General features: G+C 46.9%; 14 protein-coding genes. 10 read left to right on the top strand and 4 right to left on the bottom strand.

From position 1 onward, the window contains the following. Window positions 1–129 precede the first annotated feature (129 nt). Window positions 130–384: a DUF4834 domain-containing protein gene (locus ABWH99_RS07705; RefSeq protein WP_375585707.1), complete on the top strand. Its 255-nt coding sequence runs from the start codon at window positions 130–132 to the stop codon at window positions 382–384. Window positions 385–557: 173 nt separating this feature from the next. Here the strand turns inward: ABWH99_RS07705 and ABWH99_RS07700 are convergent, their stop codons facing one another. Next, window positions 558–1,322: a hypothetical protein gene (locus ABWH99_RS07700; protein ID WP_375585706.1), complete on the bottom strand. Its 765-nt coding sequence runs from the start codon at window positions 1,320–1,322 to the stop codon at window positions 558–560. Between the two features lie 318 nt (window positions 1,323–1,640). Between ABWH99_RS07700 and ABWH99_RS07695 the strand changes: the two genes are divergently transcribed. Continuing rightward, complete coding sequence (locus ABWH99_RS07695) at window positions 1,641–2,222, top strand: porin family protein (protein ID WP_375585705.1); 582 nt, start codon at window positions 1,641–1,643, stop codon at window positions 2,220–2,222. 51 nt (window positions 2,223–2,273) lie between these two features. Here the strand turns inward: ABWH99_RS07695 and ABWH99_RS07690 are convergent, their stop codons facing one another. Next, the gene (locus ABWH99_RS07690) at window positions 2,274–3,905 is read right to left on the bottom strand and encodes a carbon starvation protein A (RefSeq protein WP_375585704.1); all 1,632 of its coding nucleotides are present in this window, start codon (window positions 3,903–3,905) and stop codon (window positions 2,274–2,276) included. Window positions 3,906–4,070: 165 nt separating this feature from the next. On the opposite strand from ABWH99_RS07690, the gene ABWH99_RS07685 reads away from it, so the two are divergent. The 7 genes from ABWH99_RS07685 (at window position 4,071) to murQ (ending at window position 10,677) form a co-directional block, all read left to right on the top strand. Then, window positions 4,071–5,123, top strand: coding sequence for a mechanosensitive ion channel family protein (locus ABWH99_RS07685; RefSeq protein WP_375585703.1), 1,053 nt, complete (start codon window positions 4,071–4,073; stop codon window positions 5,121–5,123). 103 nt (window positions 5,124–5,226) lie between these two features. Beyond that, a complete protein-coding gene (gene accD, locus ABWH99_RS07680) occupies window positions 5,227–6,069 on the top strand; it encodes an acetyl-CoA carboxylase, carboxyltransferase subunit beta (protein ID WP_375585702.1) in 843 nt (280 codons plus the stop codon). A gap of 126 nt (window positions 6,070–6,195) precedes the next feature. Continuing rightward, on the top strand, window positions 6,196–7,500 hold the full coding sequence (gene nqrF / locus ABWH99_RS07675; protein WP_375585701.1) for an NADH:ubiquinone reductase (Na(+)-transporting) subunit F: 1,305 nt from the start codon (window positions 6,196–6,198) through the stop codon (window positions 7,498–7,500). A gap of 85 nt (window positions 7,501–7,585) precedes the next feature. Next, complete coding sequence (locus ABWH99_RS07670; RefSeq protein WP_375585700.1) at window positions 7,586–8,743, top strand: formimidoylglutamase; 1,158 nt, start codon at window positions 7,586–7,588, stop codon at window positions 8,741–8,743. A 51-nt stretch (window positions 8,744–8,794) separates the two neighbouring features. After that, a complete protein-coding gene (locus ABWH99_RS07665) occupies window positions 8,795–9,022 on the top strand; it encodes a cytochrome b5 domain-containing protein (RefSeq protein ID WP_375585699.1) in 228 nt (75 codons plus the stop codon). Further along, the gene (locus tag ABWH99_RS07660; RefSeq protein ID WP_375585698.1) at window positions 9,023–9,865 is read left to right on the top strand and encodes an N-acetylglucosamine kinase; all 843 of its coding nucleotides are present in this window, start codon (window positions 9,023–9,025) and stop codon (window positions 9,863–9,865) included. It abuts the gene before it with no gap. Further along, the gene (murQ, locus tag ABWH99_RS07655; protein ID WP_375585697.1) at window positions 9,862–10,677 is read left to right on the top strand and encodes an N-acetylmuramic acid 6-phosphate etherase; all 816 of its coding nucleotides are present in this window, start codon (window positions 9,862–9,864) and stop codon (window positions 10,675–10,677) included. Before ABWH99_RS07660 ends, murQ begins: the two co-directional genes overlap by 4 nt. A gap of 34 nt (window positions 10,678–10,711) precedes the next feature. Here murQ and ABWH99_RS07650 read toward each other — a convergent pair whose 3' ends face one another. Both ABWH99_RS07650 and ABWH99_RS07645 read right to left on the bottom strand, forming a co-directional pair. Then, window positions 10,712–11,788, bottom strand: a complete 1,077-nt coding sequence (locus ABWH99_RS07650; protein WP_375585696.1) for a mannose-1-phosphate guanylyltransferase — start codon at window positions 11,786–11,788, stop codon at window positions 10,712–10,714. Window positions 11,789–11,790: 2 nt separating this feature from the next. Beyond that, window positions 11,791–12,759: an SIS domain-containing protein gene (locus ABWH99_RS07645; RefSeq protein ID WP_375585695.1), complete on the bottom strand. Its 969-nt coding sequence runs from the start codon at window positions 12,757–12,759 to the stop codon at window positions 11,791–11,793. A 98-nt stretch (window positions 12,760–12,857) separates the two neighbouring features. Between ABWH99_RS07645 and recQ the strand changes: the two genes are divergently transcribed. Continuing rightward, window positions 12,858–15,035, top strand: coding sequence for a DNA helicase RecQ (recQ, locus tag ABWH99_RS07640; RefSeq protein WP_375585694.1), 2,178 nt, complete (start codon window positions 12,858–12,860; stop codon window positions 15,033–15,035). The last annotated feature ends 10 nt before the right edge of the window (window positions 15,036–15,045 follow it).

Here is a 15,045-nt window from a genome sequence, read left to right as displayed (position 1 = left end):
TCTAAGCGATTGGTTTTTCTATAATTTTTCTTTTAATATTGAATGGTCGAATGAATATTTCCGTTAGGAGAGTAGGGCGTGGATGTACCCAACCCCTTTTCAGACACCGATTAGTCAAATTTGATTGCCATGATATTAAAAATTATAATCTTCTTTATTGCACTGGGATGGATATTTTCGAGCCTGCTTCGGTATTTTCTGAACAGTAAACTGAAAAAATTTGCTGACCAGGTGCAGGCCGCACAGCGAGAAGAGGCCCGAAAAAAAAATAAACCCAGGGATGGCAACGTGAACGTCGACTTTGTTCCGAATAAAGGAAAAAAGGGGTCGTCAGGCAACCTGTCCGGCGGAGACTATATTGATTACGAAGAAGTGAAGGATTAACGCGGATAGCCGGGCGCTACGGTAGAATGAACGAATGTCGCTTACCTGCGGCATCAAGGGTTGAAATAAAGCCTATCTGCCCCATGGTCGGAATTATGAGGATTTTTAGAATTGTCAAAAATGCCAGCAAAGCTAGGTTGACCGGGAAACCTGGCCACTAAAAAGCCACTTGATTACCTTCCTCCGTTGACGCGCAGGTCGTTCCTGCAATTGTCATCCAGGGTAGGAATGGTCTGTGGCCTAAAAAGAAATACATTATTTGTTTCCACCGTCCAGTACATCAGGCAGGTTTCCTCCTCGCAATGAAACGCTTGTTCCTCGTCTTCATGAGGAATTACCATCTCTGTGCCAATGTTCACCAATCCCAAAAGATGTCCCAGTTCGTGCAAGGCGACGGTCGTTTCCAGTATGCCACGAGGCGGCCTACGAAAGCCGCCTGAATTTTCCATAATTCGCTTTCCAAACAGTACCATACTCGTATTGCGGTACGCTGCTCCGATGGTAAAAAACTCCGTTTCGTCTTGCTTAAAATTCCCATCGACTACCAGCAAAAAAATGGAAACCGTATTTCCCTCGTTGTAGGTCTGCCGGTATTGGTCTTCCAGGGCAGCAATCGCCTCCGCAGAGTAAAATTCTTCTCCCTCCGCAGGTATTTCCTTCAGATTCAGCACGATGCCCTCGGGCTTGAAGGTAAATTCCTCCAGGAAGTCAACCATCTCGTCCAACAAGACATCGGTAGGCCGAAAGCCTTCCATGTACGCGATCTCCAACTCCAGTTTTGTAAACCGATCGTCAGAAAGCAGAAAATTAGCCGATTTGCCTACATCCCATCTGGCTGCACCGATGCCAACAAAAGGGTCCTCCCGAACCGGTTCTTCACAGCCATAAATTAGCAGCCCCAAGGCCATCGCGTACACCGTATTCCAAACAATTCTCATTTCAAACCTTTCCTATCCTCTTTAGAATTTCCTTTGTTTATTGGATTCATTCACTGTTACACATCCTTTTCCTACAGCAACCAATCGTAACTCTCGTCCATTCTCCGCTACTATCCCAATACGGGTAAACTCAAAAAAAACACCTTGGCGTAACCGGCAATAAGGGGTCTCGCCTAAGCACGATGGAACGGTACTGGTTTCTCTCGTTGATTTGAGGAGTAAGGTACAGAAAAAAAAACCGAGAAATATAAAATAAAATCCCATAAAGATGGTTTTCAGTAAAAGGCAAACCATTCACCAGTCTAATTCGGAGAAAAAATGAAAAGTCTAGCAATCGTACTGTTCCTGACCGGCATGCTGCTTGGAGAAGTAAGCGGGCAGGTTTTAAGCGTAGGACCAAAATTTGGCATTTCTCAGGGAGAGGTTCACGTGACCGACGGTTTTCGAGGGGATGATTCCAAAATGGGCTACCACCTCGGAGCTTTTGCCCGGATCAACCTGCCCATCATCTTTTTACAACCAGAGGTCTTGTACACCAATACGGGCGGGTCTTTTTCAAACAATACCTTTAACTACGATGTATCCTTCGATAGATTGGATATACCGGTCATGATCGGCATGAAACTGGGAGGCCTCTTCCGGATTCAGGCGGGTCCGGTAGCAAGCTACGTGTTTAATAGTGACCTTGTAGCCAGAAACGGAAGCCGCTCCAGCATTATTCCCCCAAAAGAGGATTTTACGTTTGGCTATCAGGCGGGCCTGGGGATCGACATCGGAAACTTCCTGCTGGATCTGAAGTACGAAGGAGCCCTCACCAACACGATCAATACCTTTGCGCAAGTCCCTACCGATCAGCGACAAAATCAACTGATTTTATCCATGGGTTTCCGCCTGTTTTGATAGAAAAACAGCACCGTTGTGCTGCCTGAAATCGAGAAATAGCCAATCGTTTTAGGCCATTTCTTTCACCTCGATCTCTTTCGTTAAGCTTTTTTTAGCCAAAAAGATTAGCGCGAAGGAAAGCAGAAACAGGATCGCCGCGATAATCGATAGCACGTAGGCGTCTTTCTGGAAATTTTGCCAGGCAAAAAGGCCAAGGGAAGTTAGGGTCACCGTAAACATAAAAAACATGGGGATGGTGACAAAGGTGGGGTTGATTTTCTTTTTGATCAACCAGACGGAAATGGTCAGCAAAGCCAGTGCGGCGAGAAGCTGATTTGCCGAACCAAATATGGGCCAAAGGGTTGCGAATCCGCCACTTCCCAATAAAAGCACGGACAATACTACCACAACGCTGGTCGACACGTACCGATTCTGGGAGATTTTTTTACCCAGCGGCTGCTCCACGTCTTCAAAGTATTCTTGCAGGGTAAACCGGGCCAACCGCGTACAGGTATCCAGGGTGGTCAGGGCAAAGGCCGAAACCGTCAATGCCACAAATCCCACCGCGAAGGACTCAGGGACTCCCATGGAAGAAATAATGGTACCCAGCCCATCTGCAAACAGGGGAACCGGGCCTTCTTCGCCCAAACGGGACAAATAATCCGTCCGCGTCAACACTACTACGGCACCCACCGAAATAATGGCCAGGAAGGATTCAATCAACATGCCCCCAAAACCAACTACTTTTGCATCCGATTCCCTGTCCAACTGTTTGGAGGTGGTCCCGGAAGCAACCAGGGAATGAAAGCCACTGATAGCCCCGCAGGCAATGGTCACAAACAACACGGGAAACAAGTAGCCCAGGTTTTCATCCGTAAGGTGCACATCGGTGTCCATGGCAATCGTTGGGTTGGCCACAAAAACTCCTACAATCGCCGCCAGTATGAGGCCATATAAAAGAAAACTATTCAGGTAGTCTCTCGGCTGCAGCAGCATGGCTACCGGTGTGACCGACGCGATAAAGGCGTAGATCAACAAGACGTAAATCCATACCTGATAGTCCAATGCGAAGGGAATCTGCATGCCCAGGTACACAAAATAATACATGATGGCTACTCCTAAAACCGATGCGACCAAAAAGGCGGTCTTCCGCTGTCCGGTCAATTTGGTAACAAACCCAAACGCCACTGCCAATCCGATGAACAAAATTGAGGCCGAGGCTACGCCTGGACTGCTGACGAAGGTTTTGGCAATGATATCCGCGAAAACCGCAATGATGAGAATCAGGGTAGAAAAACTAAAAAGAATAAATAACCGCTTCCCTTTTTTACCGATCGTATTCTGTATGATCACCCCAATGGATTTACCGTCGTTTCTAAGCGATGCCACCATGCTGCCCAGATCGTGAACCGCCCCAAAAAAGATCCCGCCAATCAATATCCAGATAACCGCCGGCACCCAGCCAAAGGTGATGGCGATAATGGGCCCAACGATGGGTCCTGCACCGGCGATTGACGCAAAATGATGCCCCAATACCACGATTGGCTTGCTGGGTACGTAATCCACCCCATCGTTCAGGCGGTGGGAGGGTGTCAGGTTATTATTGTTAATCCTGAATTTTTTAAACACGTATTTTCCGTAGATAAAATAGGCTCCGGTCAATATCAAAGCAGAAAAAACAAAGAGATGGGTGAGTTGCATGGTCTGTGATACGGTTAACGTCTTAAAGATAATCAGAAAATTGATTTCGTCAGAAATAAACCCTAATTTAATCCATCAATCAGTTTTTCACTCCGCTAAGAAGCCTGGGGAACGAAATCGGCAGGCAAGCTTGCATTTCCCCCTCTTATCCCTTGCATACACACCATGAATAAAGAAACGTTCGTTTTTATTGGTATTGTTTTAGGAATTTTGGTAGTCAGTCATTTGTTTGTGATCCTGATTTTTCCCAGACTTGCCCGCTTGGCCTACAAGCCTGTCACGGATAGGGGCAGGCGCTCCATGCAGCAATTCTCCAACGCACTGAAATGGGGCTTGTTTTTCGTCTTGTTTCCCATTATCGAGCCGCTCATTTCCCCGCCCGACCTGATTGAACTGGGAAAGCACCCCCTTTTTGTGGTTCCTGCCATCGTCACCCTTGCCTGGATCATCATAGAGTTTTCCAACGTACTGCGGTATGCCTTTCTGGACAATTTCGCCTCCAACAAGGAAGACAACCTCCGAGAACGCCGCGTTCTCACCCAGGTGGCGTTTATTCGAAAGCTATTCATAATCGTGGTAGTGGTCATTGCACTTTCGGCCATCCTGATGAATTTTGAGTCCGCCCGCAAACTGGGAGCAGGTTTGCTAACATCGGCGGGGATCCTGGGCATCATCGTGGGGTTTGCGGCGCAGAAATCCATTGCCAATCTTTTAGCCGGGTTTCAAATCGCGTTTACCCAGCCCATACGCATCGACGATGTAGTAGTGGTAGAGGGAGAATGGGGGAAAATCGAAGAGATAAATCTTACCTACGTGGTGGTAAAGATCTGGGATCAACGACGCTTGGTATTACCGATCAATTATTTTTTGGAAACTCCTTTCCAAAACTGGACCCGGACAACGGCCGATATCTGGGGGACAGTTTTTCTGTACCTGGACCACACCATTCCGGTCGAAAACCTGAAAATTAAACTTAAGGAAATTCTGGAAGGAACAACGCTTTGGGACCGAAAGGTTCAGGTACTTCAGGTAACTGATTTCACAGAAAAGACGGTAGAAATCCGCTGTCTGATGAGCGCCCGGGATAGCCCTACTGCCTTTGATCTCAGGTGTTTGGTTCGGGAAAAAATGCTGGCATACCTGCAGGAAAATTATCCAAAAGCGCTTCCCAGAAGTCGGGTGTTGCTACAACGGGACGGTGAGGGATCAACCAGTTGATTTTTGTTTAATTTTGCAGAATACAGATTTTGGTTTTATTTAACGGATAATACGCATAAATTTGTAATCCCAAATGCATTTGGGCTAATTTAAACAAAACTTTATGGCTTGGTTTAAAAGGAAAGATGCGGGAATAAAGACCTCTACCGAGGAAAAAAAGGACACTCCCGATGGGTTGTGGTACAAAACCCCAAAAGGGAATATTATCCACACCCGTGAATTAAAAAACAACTCCTACGTTTGCCCGGATGATGATTACCACGTAAAAATCGGCTCCAAAGAATACTTTGAAATCCTGTTCGATGACAATCAATTTAAAGAACTGGACCGGGACATGACTTCTGGCGACCCGCTTTCGTTTACGGACAGCAAACCGTATACCTCCCGAATCAAAGACAGCATTGCCAAGACCAACCTGAAAGATGCCGCCCGCACAGGCGTGGGGAAGCTCAATGGACTGGACATTATCATTACCTGCATGGATTTTAATTTCATTGGCGGGTCCATGGGCTCGGTCGTCGGGGAAAAAATCTCCCGGGCCATCGATTACGCCCTCAAACACAAAATCCCTTTTTTAATGATTTCGAAATCCGGTGGCGCCCGAATGATGGAAGCCGGTTTTAGCTTGATGCAAATGGCAAAAACCTCTGCCAAACTGGCCTTGCTGGACGATGCAGGAATCCCCTACATTTCGCTGATGACCGATCCTACCACCGGGGGAGTGACGGCCTCCTATGCCATGCTGGGTGATTTCAATATCGCCGAGCCGGGTGCTTTGATAGGATTTGCCGGCCCACGGGTCATTCGGGAAACCATCGGAAAGGATCTCCCCAGAGGCTTTCAGAGTTCGGAGTTTGTTTTGGAACATGGTTTTCTGGATTTTATCATCGATAGACGTCAGTTGAAAAACAGGATTTATACTTTGCTAAACTTACTGCGCAATTAAGGAGTTAACTCAGGTGAAAGAAGGGATGAAATTATCCCGATATTGCACTGGTTTTGTTGAAATATAAATATATTTGTACCATTCGAAAGCCAGTTAAACGTACTGATAAAGATAAAAATTGATTAAATGAGTTCAGTAATCATTACCTCGATTGTAGCATTTACCGTTATCATTTTGCTACTGGTGTTTGTCCTTCTTTTTGCCCAATCCAAGTTGGTGGCTTCGGGTGATGTAAAAATCATCATTAACGGAGATGAAAAAAACCCCTTGATTGCTTCTGCCGGGTCCACCCTGCTGTCCACGCTGGGAAACAAAAAGATTTTTCTTCCTTCGGCTTGCGGTGGTGGAGGTACCTGTGCCATGTGCAAATGTACCATTGAAGATGGCGGAGGAGAAGTGCTTCCCACGGAAGAAGGTCACCTCAGCAGAGCCGAGAAGCAAAGCAATGTCCGGCTTTCCTGCCAGGTGAAGGTGAAAAACGACATGCGTATCCGTATCCCGGAGGAAATTTTTGGCATCAAGAAGTGGGAATGCGAAGTCATTTCGAACTACAACGTTTCCACATTTATCAAAGAGTTTAAAGTCAAACTACCCGAAGGTGAGACGCTTGACTTTGAGCCGGGAGGATACATTCAGATCGACGTGCCGCCAATTACCGTCAACTTTAGCGAGATGGACATCACGCCGCACCCCGAACTGGGACACCCTCAGGATGTGTACCAGAGCGATTGGGATAAGTTTGGTCTGTGGGATCTGGTGATGAAAAATGACGAGGAAATCTTCCGGGCGTACTCCATGGCCAACCATCCTGCCGAAGGAAACATCGTGATGCTGACCATCCGAATCGCTACACCTCCCTGGGATCGTGCGAACAATAAGTGGATGGACGTGAATCCAGGCATTTGCTCCTCTTACGTGTTTTCGCGTAAGCCGGGCGATAAGGTAACCATTTCGGGGCCTTATGGTGAATTCCACATCAATCCGACGCAACGGGAAATGATCTACATCGGCGGAGGCGCGGGTATGGCCCCCTTGCGATCTCACCTGTTTCACCTGTTCCACACAGAAAAAACCAATCGGAAAGTTACGTATTGGTACGGTGGCCGGTCCAAAAAAGAACTCTTTTATACCCCCCATTTCAGGGACATAGAAAAGGATTTTCCAAATTTCAACTTCTACATCGGTCTGTCCGAACCGCTACCAGAAGACAACTGGAAGGTCAAAGAATCGCTGGATGACAAGGAGGGAGACGGTTTTGTTGGTTTCATCCACCAGGTACTCTACGACAATTACCTGAAAACCATTGACGAACCTGACGAAATTGAATACTATCTTTGCGGTCCTCCGCTGATGAATTCGGCGGTTTTAAAAATGCTCGATGATATGGGCGTACCGAAAGAAAACATTCGATTTGATGATTTTGGAGGCTAAGCCTCCGGGAGTCCCGTTAAGTTAACGGGACTTTTTTTTTGCGTGTATTTTCGATACATTTGTCAATAAATCTGACCACTCATCCATGGATCTTCAGGGATTTTTCGAGCCCGTACCGGCCGACATTTTGCAAACCGAGTTCGGGCATAATGCGTTTTTCTACCACATACATTGCCATGGCGAAACTTTTCCCGACCTTCAGGGAATACACATTGCCCTCATAGGTGTGGAGGAGTACCGTGGCGCAGAAGATCCGGCGTTGATCAATTCCCAGGGAAGCACACACAATATCCGGAAAAAGCTCTACCCCTTGAAAAAAGGGCAAAACAACTACAGCATTGCCGACCTGGGAAACCTGAAAACCGGCACAACCCGGGAGGAAACCATCGCACTGCTCAGCCGCATCGGTGAATTCCTGTTGCAGGCACAGATTTTGCCGATCTTCCTGGGAGGTAGTCATGACCTGGATCTGGGACAGTACAAGGGCTATCAACACATGAAAAAACTGGTGAGCCTGCTTACTGTAGATGCCAAAATGGATATGGAAGACACCGGAAAACTCCAGGACCGGCATTCGCAGGGCATCGTTCTTCATGAACCCAATTACATGTTCAATTATTGTCACCTGGCCTATCAAAGCTTTTTGACCGATCCCGAACTGGTAACGACCCTCGAAAAACTGTATTTCGATCACGTGCGCCTCGGACAACTAAGAGATAGCTTTAAGGAAATTGAACCGTTGATCCGAAATGCGGACCTGATGAGTTTTGATCTGTGCGCCATCCAGTCTTCGGACGTGCCCGGAGCAATAGATGGACAGCCTTTCGGGCTAAGTGGCGAAGAAGCTTGCCAGATTTGCTGGTTTGCCGGAATGAACGAAAAATTAAGCTCTATAGGCATTTACGGGTACCACCCTCTTTTGGATGATGCCCGACTCAAAACCGCCTCGGTAATCGCAACCATGATTTGGTACTTTATTGAGGGCTTTTATCAGCGAAAGGATAGTTTATCTTTTCGTAGCAGCGACTACATCAAATACACCGTTTCGCTGGATTCCAAGCCTTCCATTTTGCATTTCTACAAAAGCAAACTGAGTGGCAAATGGTGGATGGAGATTCCAAAAAACAAAAACGAAAAATTTCATCGAGATACCATTATCCCCTGCAGCTACCAGGACTACCAAACTGCTCAAAAAGGGGAAATTCCCGAGCGATGGGTGAATTCCCAATTGAAACTCTATTAAGAAATGGTACAAATATAAGAATCCGGGGTATATTTGCAGGAAAGAAACCACATGCTGACCATTTCAAAAAACGAACTTGCCCTGCGAAACGGACAGGATAGGCCGGATATTTGGATCGCTTTCGAGGGGAAAATCTACGATCTCAGCAACTCCAGGCTTTGGAAAAACGGGCACCACTACGAGCACTGGGCCGGACAGGACCTGACCGAAGAGTTAAAAAAGGCCCCGCATACCGCGAAGGTATTTGACAAATTTAAACCAATAGGCTACTTAAAATAAATGATCCTCATCGCAGACAGTGGTTCCAGTAAAACCGATTGGCGTGGCATCCAACAGGACGGTAGCGTCTCCCAATTTCGGACAGTAGGGTTTAATCCGTATTATCAATCCAAGCAGGACATGATAGCGGGGCTAAACGTACCTCCACTACTGGCAGTAAAACAAGTCGTCAAAGAGGTACATTTCTATGGAGCGGGCTGTACCTCTGAAAGCAATCAGGAATCGGTAAGGCAGGCCATCAACACGTTGTACCCCGAAGCGAGGGTATTTGTGGACCACGACTTGCTTGCCTCAGCCAGGGCCACTTGCGGGCACGATGCGGGAATAGCCTGCATTCTGGGCACCGGATCCAATAGCGGAGATTACGACGGTGAAAGGATCATCCAAAGCCGGCCCTCTCCAGGATACCTACTTGGAGACGAAGGAGGAGGATCGTACATTGGCAAGCATTTCTTACAAGATTTTATTTACGACGATATGCCAGCCGGCATCCGGGAAGCGGTCATGGACGCCTACAATTTATCCATTTTTGACATTCAGGATAACGTGTACAAAAAACCATTCCCAAATCGCTACATGGCAGGTTTTTGCACGTTTATCACCCAGCACAAATCCGACCCATACTGCTACCAATTGATTTACAGGGGCTTTAAAGACTTTTTTCACCGGCACGTCATGCGTTACGAAAACTACCAGAAAAAGCCGGTAAATTTCGTAGGATCCATCGCCTTTTACAACCACGACGTACTCAGGAAGGTTGGCGAAGACCTTCACATTCAGATAAAAACGATTATCGAAACGCCGATTGCAGGATTGACACTATACCATCAGAAAAAAATATGAGTACCACCGAGAGTCCCTCTTATTACAATCACCTGGAAAACATGTCTGTCAGCGAACTGCTGACCAACATGAACAAGGAAGATCAAACGGTTCCCTTGGCAATTTTGAAATCCCTGCCCCAATTGGAAGCGCTGATCGAGGCCATTGTGCCGCGAATGGAAAAAGGAGGTCGGCTATTTTATATCGGAGCCGGTACCAGTGGCAGGTTAGGTATATTGGATGCCTCGGAATGCCCTCCCACCTACGGTGTGCCGGACGACCTGGTCATCGGGATCATAGCGGGGGGAGACACGGCCATCAGAAAAGCTGTGGAGAATGCAGAAGATGACCCCGGTCAGGCCTGGAAAGACATTCAACAGCACGGGGTCCATCCCCAGGATACGGTCATAGGGATCGCTGCCTCTGGCACCACTCCCTACGTCATCGGTGGGGTAAAAGAAGCAAAAAAATCCGGACTCCTTACCGGATGCATTACCTGCAACGAGGGAAGTCCTTTGGCAGCGGCCGTCGCCCTGCCAGTGGAAGTGGTAGTCGGTCCGGAATTCGTCACAGGAAGTACACGCATGAAATCAGGAACGGCCCAAAAACTGGCGCTTAACATGATCTCTACCAGCCTCATGATCAAACTGGGCAAGGTAAAGGGAAACAAAATGGTAGACATGCAGCTATCCAATAAAAAGCTGGTCCAACGGGGTACGCGTATGATCATGGAAGCTACCGGACTCAATGAGGAAAAAGCAGGCGAAATGCTTTTACAGCACGGGTCGGTGAGAAATGCAGTCGCTGCTTTCGAAGAAAAGAAAAACGATTAACCCCAACCAGGAGAAGGAAGCCTTCGATGTCTCCTCAAATGTATCTTTCGTCTATCTTTTTCGCATCCGTGACAAACTCCCGGAATTTACTTTCATCGCCTAATTTGCAGATGAGCAACACATTTTCGCTATCACTAATGAGGTAATCCCTGAGGCCCTGAACGACCACTAGCTTGTTTTCAGGCAGCTTTATGAAGCAATTTTCGGTTTCGTAGAGCAAGGCCTTGCCCATAACGGTGTTTTTTACGTCATCCTTGTGACTTACCTCGTATAGGTTTTGCCAGGACCCCAGATCGGACCAGCCGAAGTCTCCCAGCACGGTGTATACCTTGTCAGATTTTTCCAAAATGCCATGATCGATCGAAAGGTTCCGTATCAGGCTGTAGGCCTTTTTCAAAAACTCCTGCTCTTTCTCCGTGCAAAAATAGGCCTCCCCCTCTTCAAATACCTCAGCCATTTCCGGAAGGTGTTTTTCAAAGGAGGCAATGATGCTTTCATTTTTCCAAACGAAGGTGCCCGAATTCCAGACAAAATCACCGCTTTCGAGAAAAGCGGTAGCCAGGGCACTATCTGGTTTTTCTGTAAAGGTTTTTACCTTCTTGATGGGGTTACCCTTGTCCGGAAAAAACTGAATGTATCCATAGCTGGTATCGGGACGGTTTGGCCGAATCCCAAGCGTAACCAAATTTCCAGGTTGTTGCGCGGCCTCCATTCCCAGCTCAATGGCATCAAAAAATGCCTTCTCATTGAAAATCAGCTGATCGGAAGGGCTGACCACTACCCGGGCATTGGGGTTCAGTTTGTGGATTTTGTAGCTCGCCAATGCAATCGAGGCCGCGGTGTTTCGTCGCAGTGGCTCCACCAGCAAGCGATCCGCCGGAATCTCGGGCAATTGCTCCCTTACCAACTGAAGGTATTTTCGGTTGGTCACAACGATAAACTGATGGGGTTCATAATTGGGTCTAAACCGATCATAGGTCATCTGCAGCAACGATCTACCGGTGCCCAGTAAATCCAGAAACTGCTTGGGCTTATTGTTTCGGCTATACGGCCAAAATTTAATACCGATCCCCCCCGCCAAAATAACGACGTATCTATCCTCTACTTTCATAATTAAACTATCCCTTCCTTCATCAAATCGTGTATGTGAATGAACCCAATTACGTCTTCTCCTGCGGTCACTACCAATTGGGTGATGTTATGTGACCGCATTAACCCAAGAGCCGTTACGGCATAGGCCTCTGCTTCGATGGTTTTGGGGCCAGGTGTCATGATGGCACCCGCCTGTATTTGACGAAGGTCCGGATCTTTTTGCAGCATCCTACGTAGATCACCATCCGTAATGATACCCAGCAAGCGCTTGTTTGTGCCGACTACGGCTGTGGCGCCAAGGCGTTTGCTACTAATTTCAACGATCACGTCTTTTAATGAAGCTTCCTCCGTTACCAGCGGTAGCAAGGATTTATCCATTACATCTGCCACTTTCAAATACAACTGCTTGCCCAATGTCCCTCCGGGATGGAATCGCGCAAAGGACTCCGCAGAAAAACCTCTTGCTGTGAGCAAACAAATGGCCAGCGCATCCCCCATGGCCATTTGCGCGGTCGTACTGGTGGTCGGGGCCAGATTATTTGGGCAGGCCTCCTCAGTAATCCCTGCGTACAAGACATGGTCGGCCTGCGTGGCCAGGTAGCTCTCCGTATTCCCTACCAGCGCTATGAGTTTATTTCCCAGTTGTTTAAGTAAGGGTACTAAAACTTTTATTTCCGGCGTATTGCCGCTTTTAGATACGCATATTACGAAATCTTCTTTTTTTATCATACCTAAATCCCCATGAATTGCATCGGCAGCATGTAAAAATAACGAAGGAGTTCCTGTGGAATTCAATGTCGCCACAATTTTATTCGAAACGATGGCACTTTTCCCGATACCGGTGACCACTATCCTTCCCGAAGTTTGCAGCAAATCGGCCACGCAAGCTTCAAATTCATCACCTATATGAGGGACTAATTTTAATAGCGCATGCGCCTCGTTTTGAAGGACATTTATTGCCGTATTTTTAATATTTTTTAGTAATTTCAATTTTACAGTTGTTAATTGTTAATTTTGTACAAAGGTAAAAAAGATTTACCTTAAACTTTAATGATTGGCAAGGAGCAACTCATTAAACTATTCGTGCAGTGGATAACGCAGTAAAAGATAATCTTAAAAAAATTTTTGGTTTCAATCAGTTCCGTGGAAACCAACAACTCATTGTAGATAACATACTTAGGGGCAACAACACGTTTGTGATTATGCCCACCGGTGCCGGAAAATCCCTTTGCTATCAATTACCCGCAGTGTCCAAGGAAGGTACAGCGATTGTCATTTCTCCGTTGATCGCTTTGATGAAAAACCAGGTGGACCAACTCAATAGTTTTGGAATTAATGCCCACTTTCTGAATTCAACGCTGAGCAAATCGGAATCCAACCGTGTGAAAAGTGAGGTTTCCGCGGGCCTGACCAAGCTGCTGTATGTGGCGCCTGAATCCCTCACCAAAGAGGAAAACATTCAATTCCTAAAGGGTGCCACCATCAGCTTTGTGGCCATCGATGAAGCGCACTGTATATCCGAGTGGGGACACGATTTTCGTCCAGAATACAGAAAGATAAAGTCCATCATTTCACAGATTGGTGATAACCTACCGGTGATTGCCCTTACCGCCACCGCAACACCCAAGGTGCAGCAAGATATCCAGCGAAACCTTCAGATGGAGGAAGCCGATCTTTTCAAGTCTTCGTTTAACCGAACCAACCTGTACTATGAGGTACGACCAAAGGTCAAAAACGATACCAAGAAAGAGATCATCAAATACATCAAGTCGCAAAAAGGAAAATCAGGTATTATCTACTGCCTCAGCCGAAAAAAGGTAGCCGAGATCGCTGAATTGCTTCAGGTAAATGGAATCAAGGCGGCGCCCTACCATGCCGGACTGGATGGACACGTTCGAATCAAAAATCAGGATGATTTTTTGAACGAAGAGGTGGATGTCATCGTAGCGACCATTGCCTTTGGGATGGGCATCGACAAGCCGGACGTGAGGTACGTGATTCACTACGACGTCCCCAAATCCCTGGAAGGGTACTACCAGGAAACCGGCCGGGCCGGAAGGGACGGGCTGGAAGGCCATTGCCTCATGTTTTACCGCTACGAAGACATTCTCAAACTTGAAAAATTTAACAAAGACAAGCCTGTAAACGAGCGGGAAAACTCGAAAGTCCTGCTTCAGGAAATGGCCGCTTATGCGGAAAGCTCGGTATGCAGAAGGCGCTTTCTGCTCCATTATTTCGGGGAAACCCTGGATAAGGATTGTGGGTTTTGCGACAATTGTAAAAAAACAAAGGAAACCTTCGATGGAAAGGAAGACCTGCTGACCGTCATAAAAGCCGTGAAGGAAACCAATCAGCGGTTCAGTATGGATCATATCGTCAGCCTGGTACGCGGTGAAAAAAACGAGTACATCGAAAGCTACGATCACGACAAACTATCTACCTTTGGCTTGGGCAAAGAAAAGGATTCTACCCATTGGAAAACCGTCCTTCGCCAGGCCATGATCTTTGGTCTACTGGAAAAGGACATCGAGAACTACGGTATTATCTTATTGTCTGACAAAAGTGAGTCCTTTCTAGCCGAACCCTACCCCATCAAACTCAGTAAGAACCATAATTTCGAGGAAATGGCTGAAAACGTATCTGCGGAAGAGCTGAACAGTATGGGTAAAGCTTACGATGAGAAGCTTTTCGAATTACTGAAGGCGGAGAGAAAAAAGGTAGCAAAAGCCAAAAACCTCCCTCCTTACGTGATTTTTCAGGACCCTTCTCTGGAAGAGATGGCCACTGTCTATCCTACCAGTCGGGAGGAACTTGCCCAAATCAATGGGGTGGGCATGGGAAAAGTTACCAAATTTGGAGCCAGTTTCCTACGACTGATCGAAAACTACGTGGAGGAAAATGAAATCATCACTGCCTCGGATGTGGTGGTAAAGACCTCTGGCACCCGCTCCAAGGTAAAAATCACGATCATTCAACAAATTGACAGAAAAATCGATTTGGACGAGATTGCCAATAACCTGAACATCAGCATGGGGGAATTGCTACACGAGATCGAGCAAATCATTTACAGTGGTACCAAACTAAATATAAACTATTACATTCAAAATATCATGGACGACGAACGGGAAGAAATCCTCCATGACTATTTTATGACAGCGGATTCTGATAAAATCCGGGAAGCCATGACAGAGCTGGCAGACGAAGACTTTTCGGAAGAGGAAGTGAGGGTTTACCGAATTAAATTTATCTCGGATCACGCCAATTAATGCAGACATA

Origin of the sequence: Cyclobacterium xiamenense (assembly GCF_042140265.1) — a bacterium.
GTDB lineage: Bacteria > Bacteroidota > Bacteroidia > Cytophagales > Cyclobacteriaceae > Cyclobacterium > Cyclobacterium xiamenense_A.
Note: the sequence above shows the minus strand (reverse complement) of the source record. Positions and strands in the feature narration are given on the sequence as shown.

Bases quoted from the DNA above. Each gene is read 5' to 3' on its own strand.
- ABWH99_RS07705 (WP_375585707.1), top strand. From the start codon at position 130: ATGATATTAAAAATTATAATCTTCTTTATTGCACTGGGATGGATATTT.
- ABWH99_RS07700 (WP_375585706.1), bottom strand. From the start codon at position 1,322: ATGAGAATTGTTTGGAATACGGTGTACGCGATGGCCTTGGGGCTGCTA.
- ABWH99_RS07695 (WP_375585705.1), top strand. From the start codon at position 1,641: ATGAAAAGTCTAGCAATCGTACTGTTCCTGACCGGCATGCTGCTTGGA.
- ABWH99_RS07690 (WP_375585704.1), bottom strand. From the start codon at position 3,905: ATGCAACTCACCCATCTCTTTGTTTTTTCTGCTTTGATATTGACCGGA.
- ABWH99_RS07685 (WP_375585703.1), top strand. From the start codon at position 4,071: ATGAATAAAGAAACGTTCGTTTTTATTGGTATTGTTTTAGGAATTTTG.
- accD (WP_375585702.1), top strand. From the start codon at position 5,227: ATGGCTTGGTTTAAAAGGAAAGATGCGGGAATAAAGACCTCTACCGAG.
- nqrF (WP_375585701.1), top strand. From the start codon at position 6,196: ATGAGTTCAGTAATCATTACCTCGATTGTAGCATTTACCGTTATCATT.
- ABWH99_RS07670 (WP_375585700.1), top strand. From the start codon at position 7,586: ATGGATCTTCAGGGATTTTTCGAGCCCGTACCGGCCGACATTTTGCAA.
- ABWH99_RS07665 (WP_375585699.1), top strand. From the start codon at position 8,795: ATGCTGACCATTTCAAAAAACGAACTTGCCCTGCGAAACGGACAGGAT.
- ABWH99_RS07660 (WP_375585698.1), top strand. From the start codon at position 9,023: ATGATCCTCATCGCAGACAGTGGTTCCAGTAAAACCGATTGGCGTGGC.
- murQ (WP_375585697.1), top strand. From the start codon at position 9,862: ATGAGTACCACCGAGAGTCCCTCTTATTACAATCACCTGGAAAACATG.
- ABWH99_RS07650 (WP_375585696.1), bottom strand. From the start codon at position 11,788: ATGAAAGTAGAGGATAGATACGTCGTTATTTTGGCGGGGGGGATCGGT.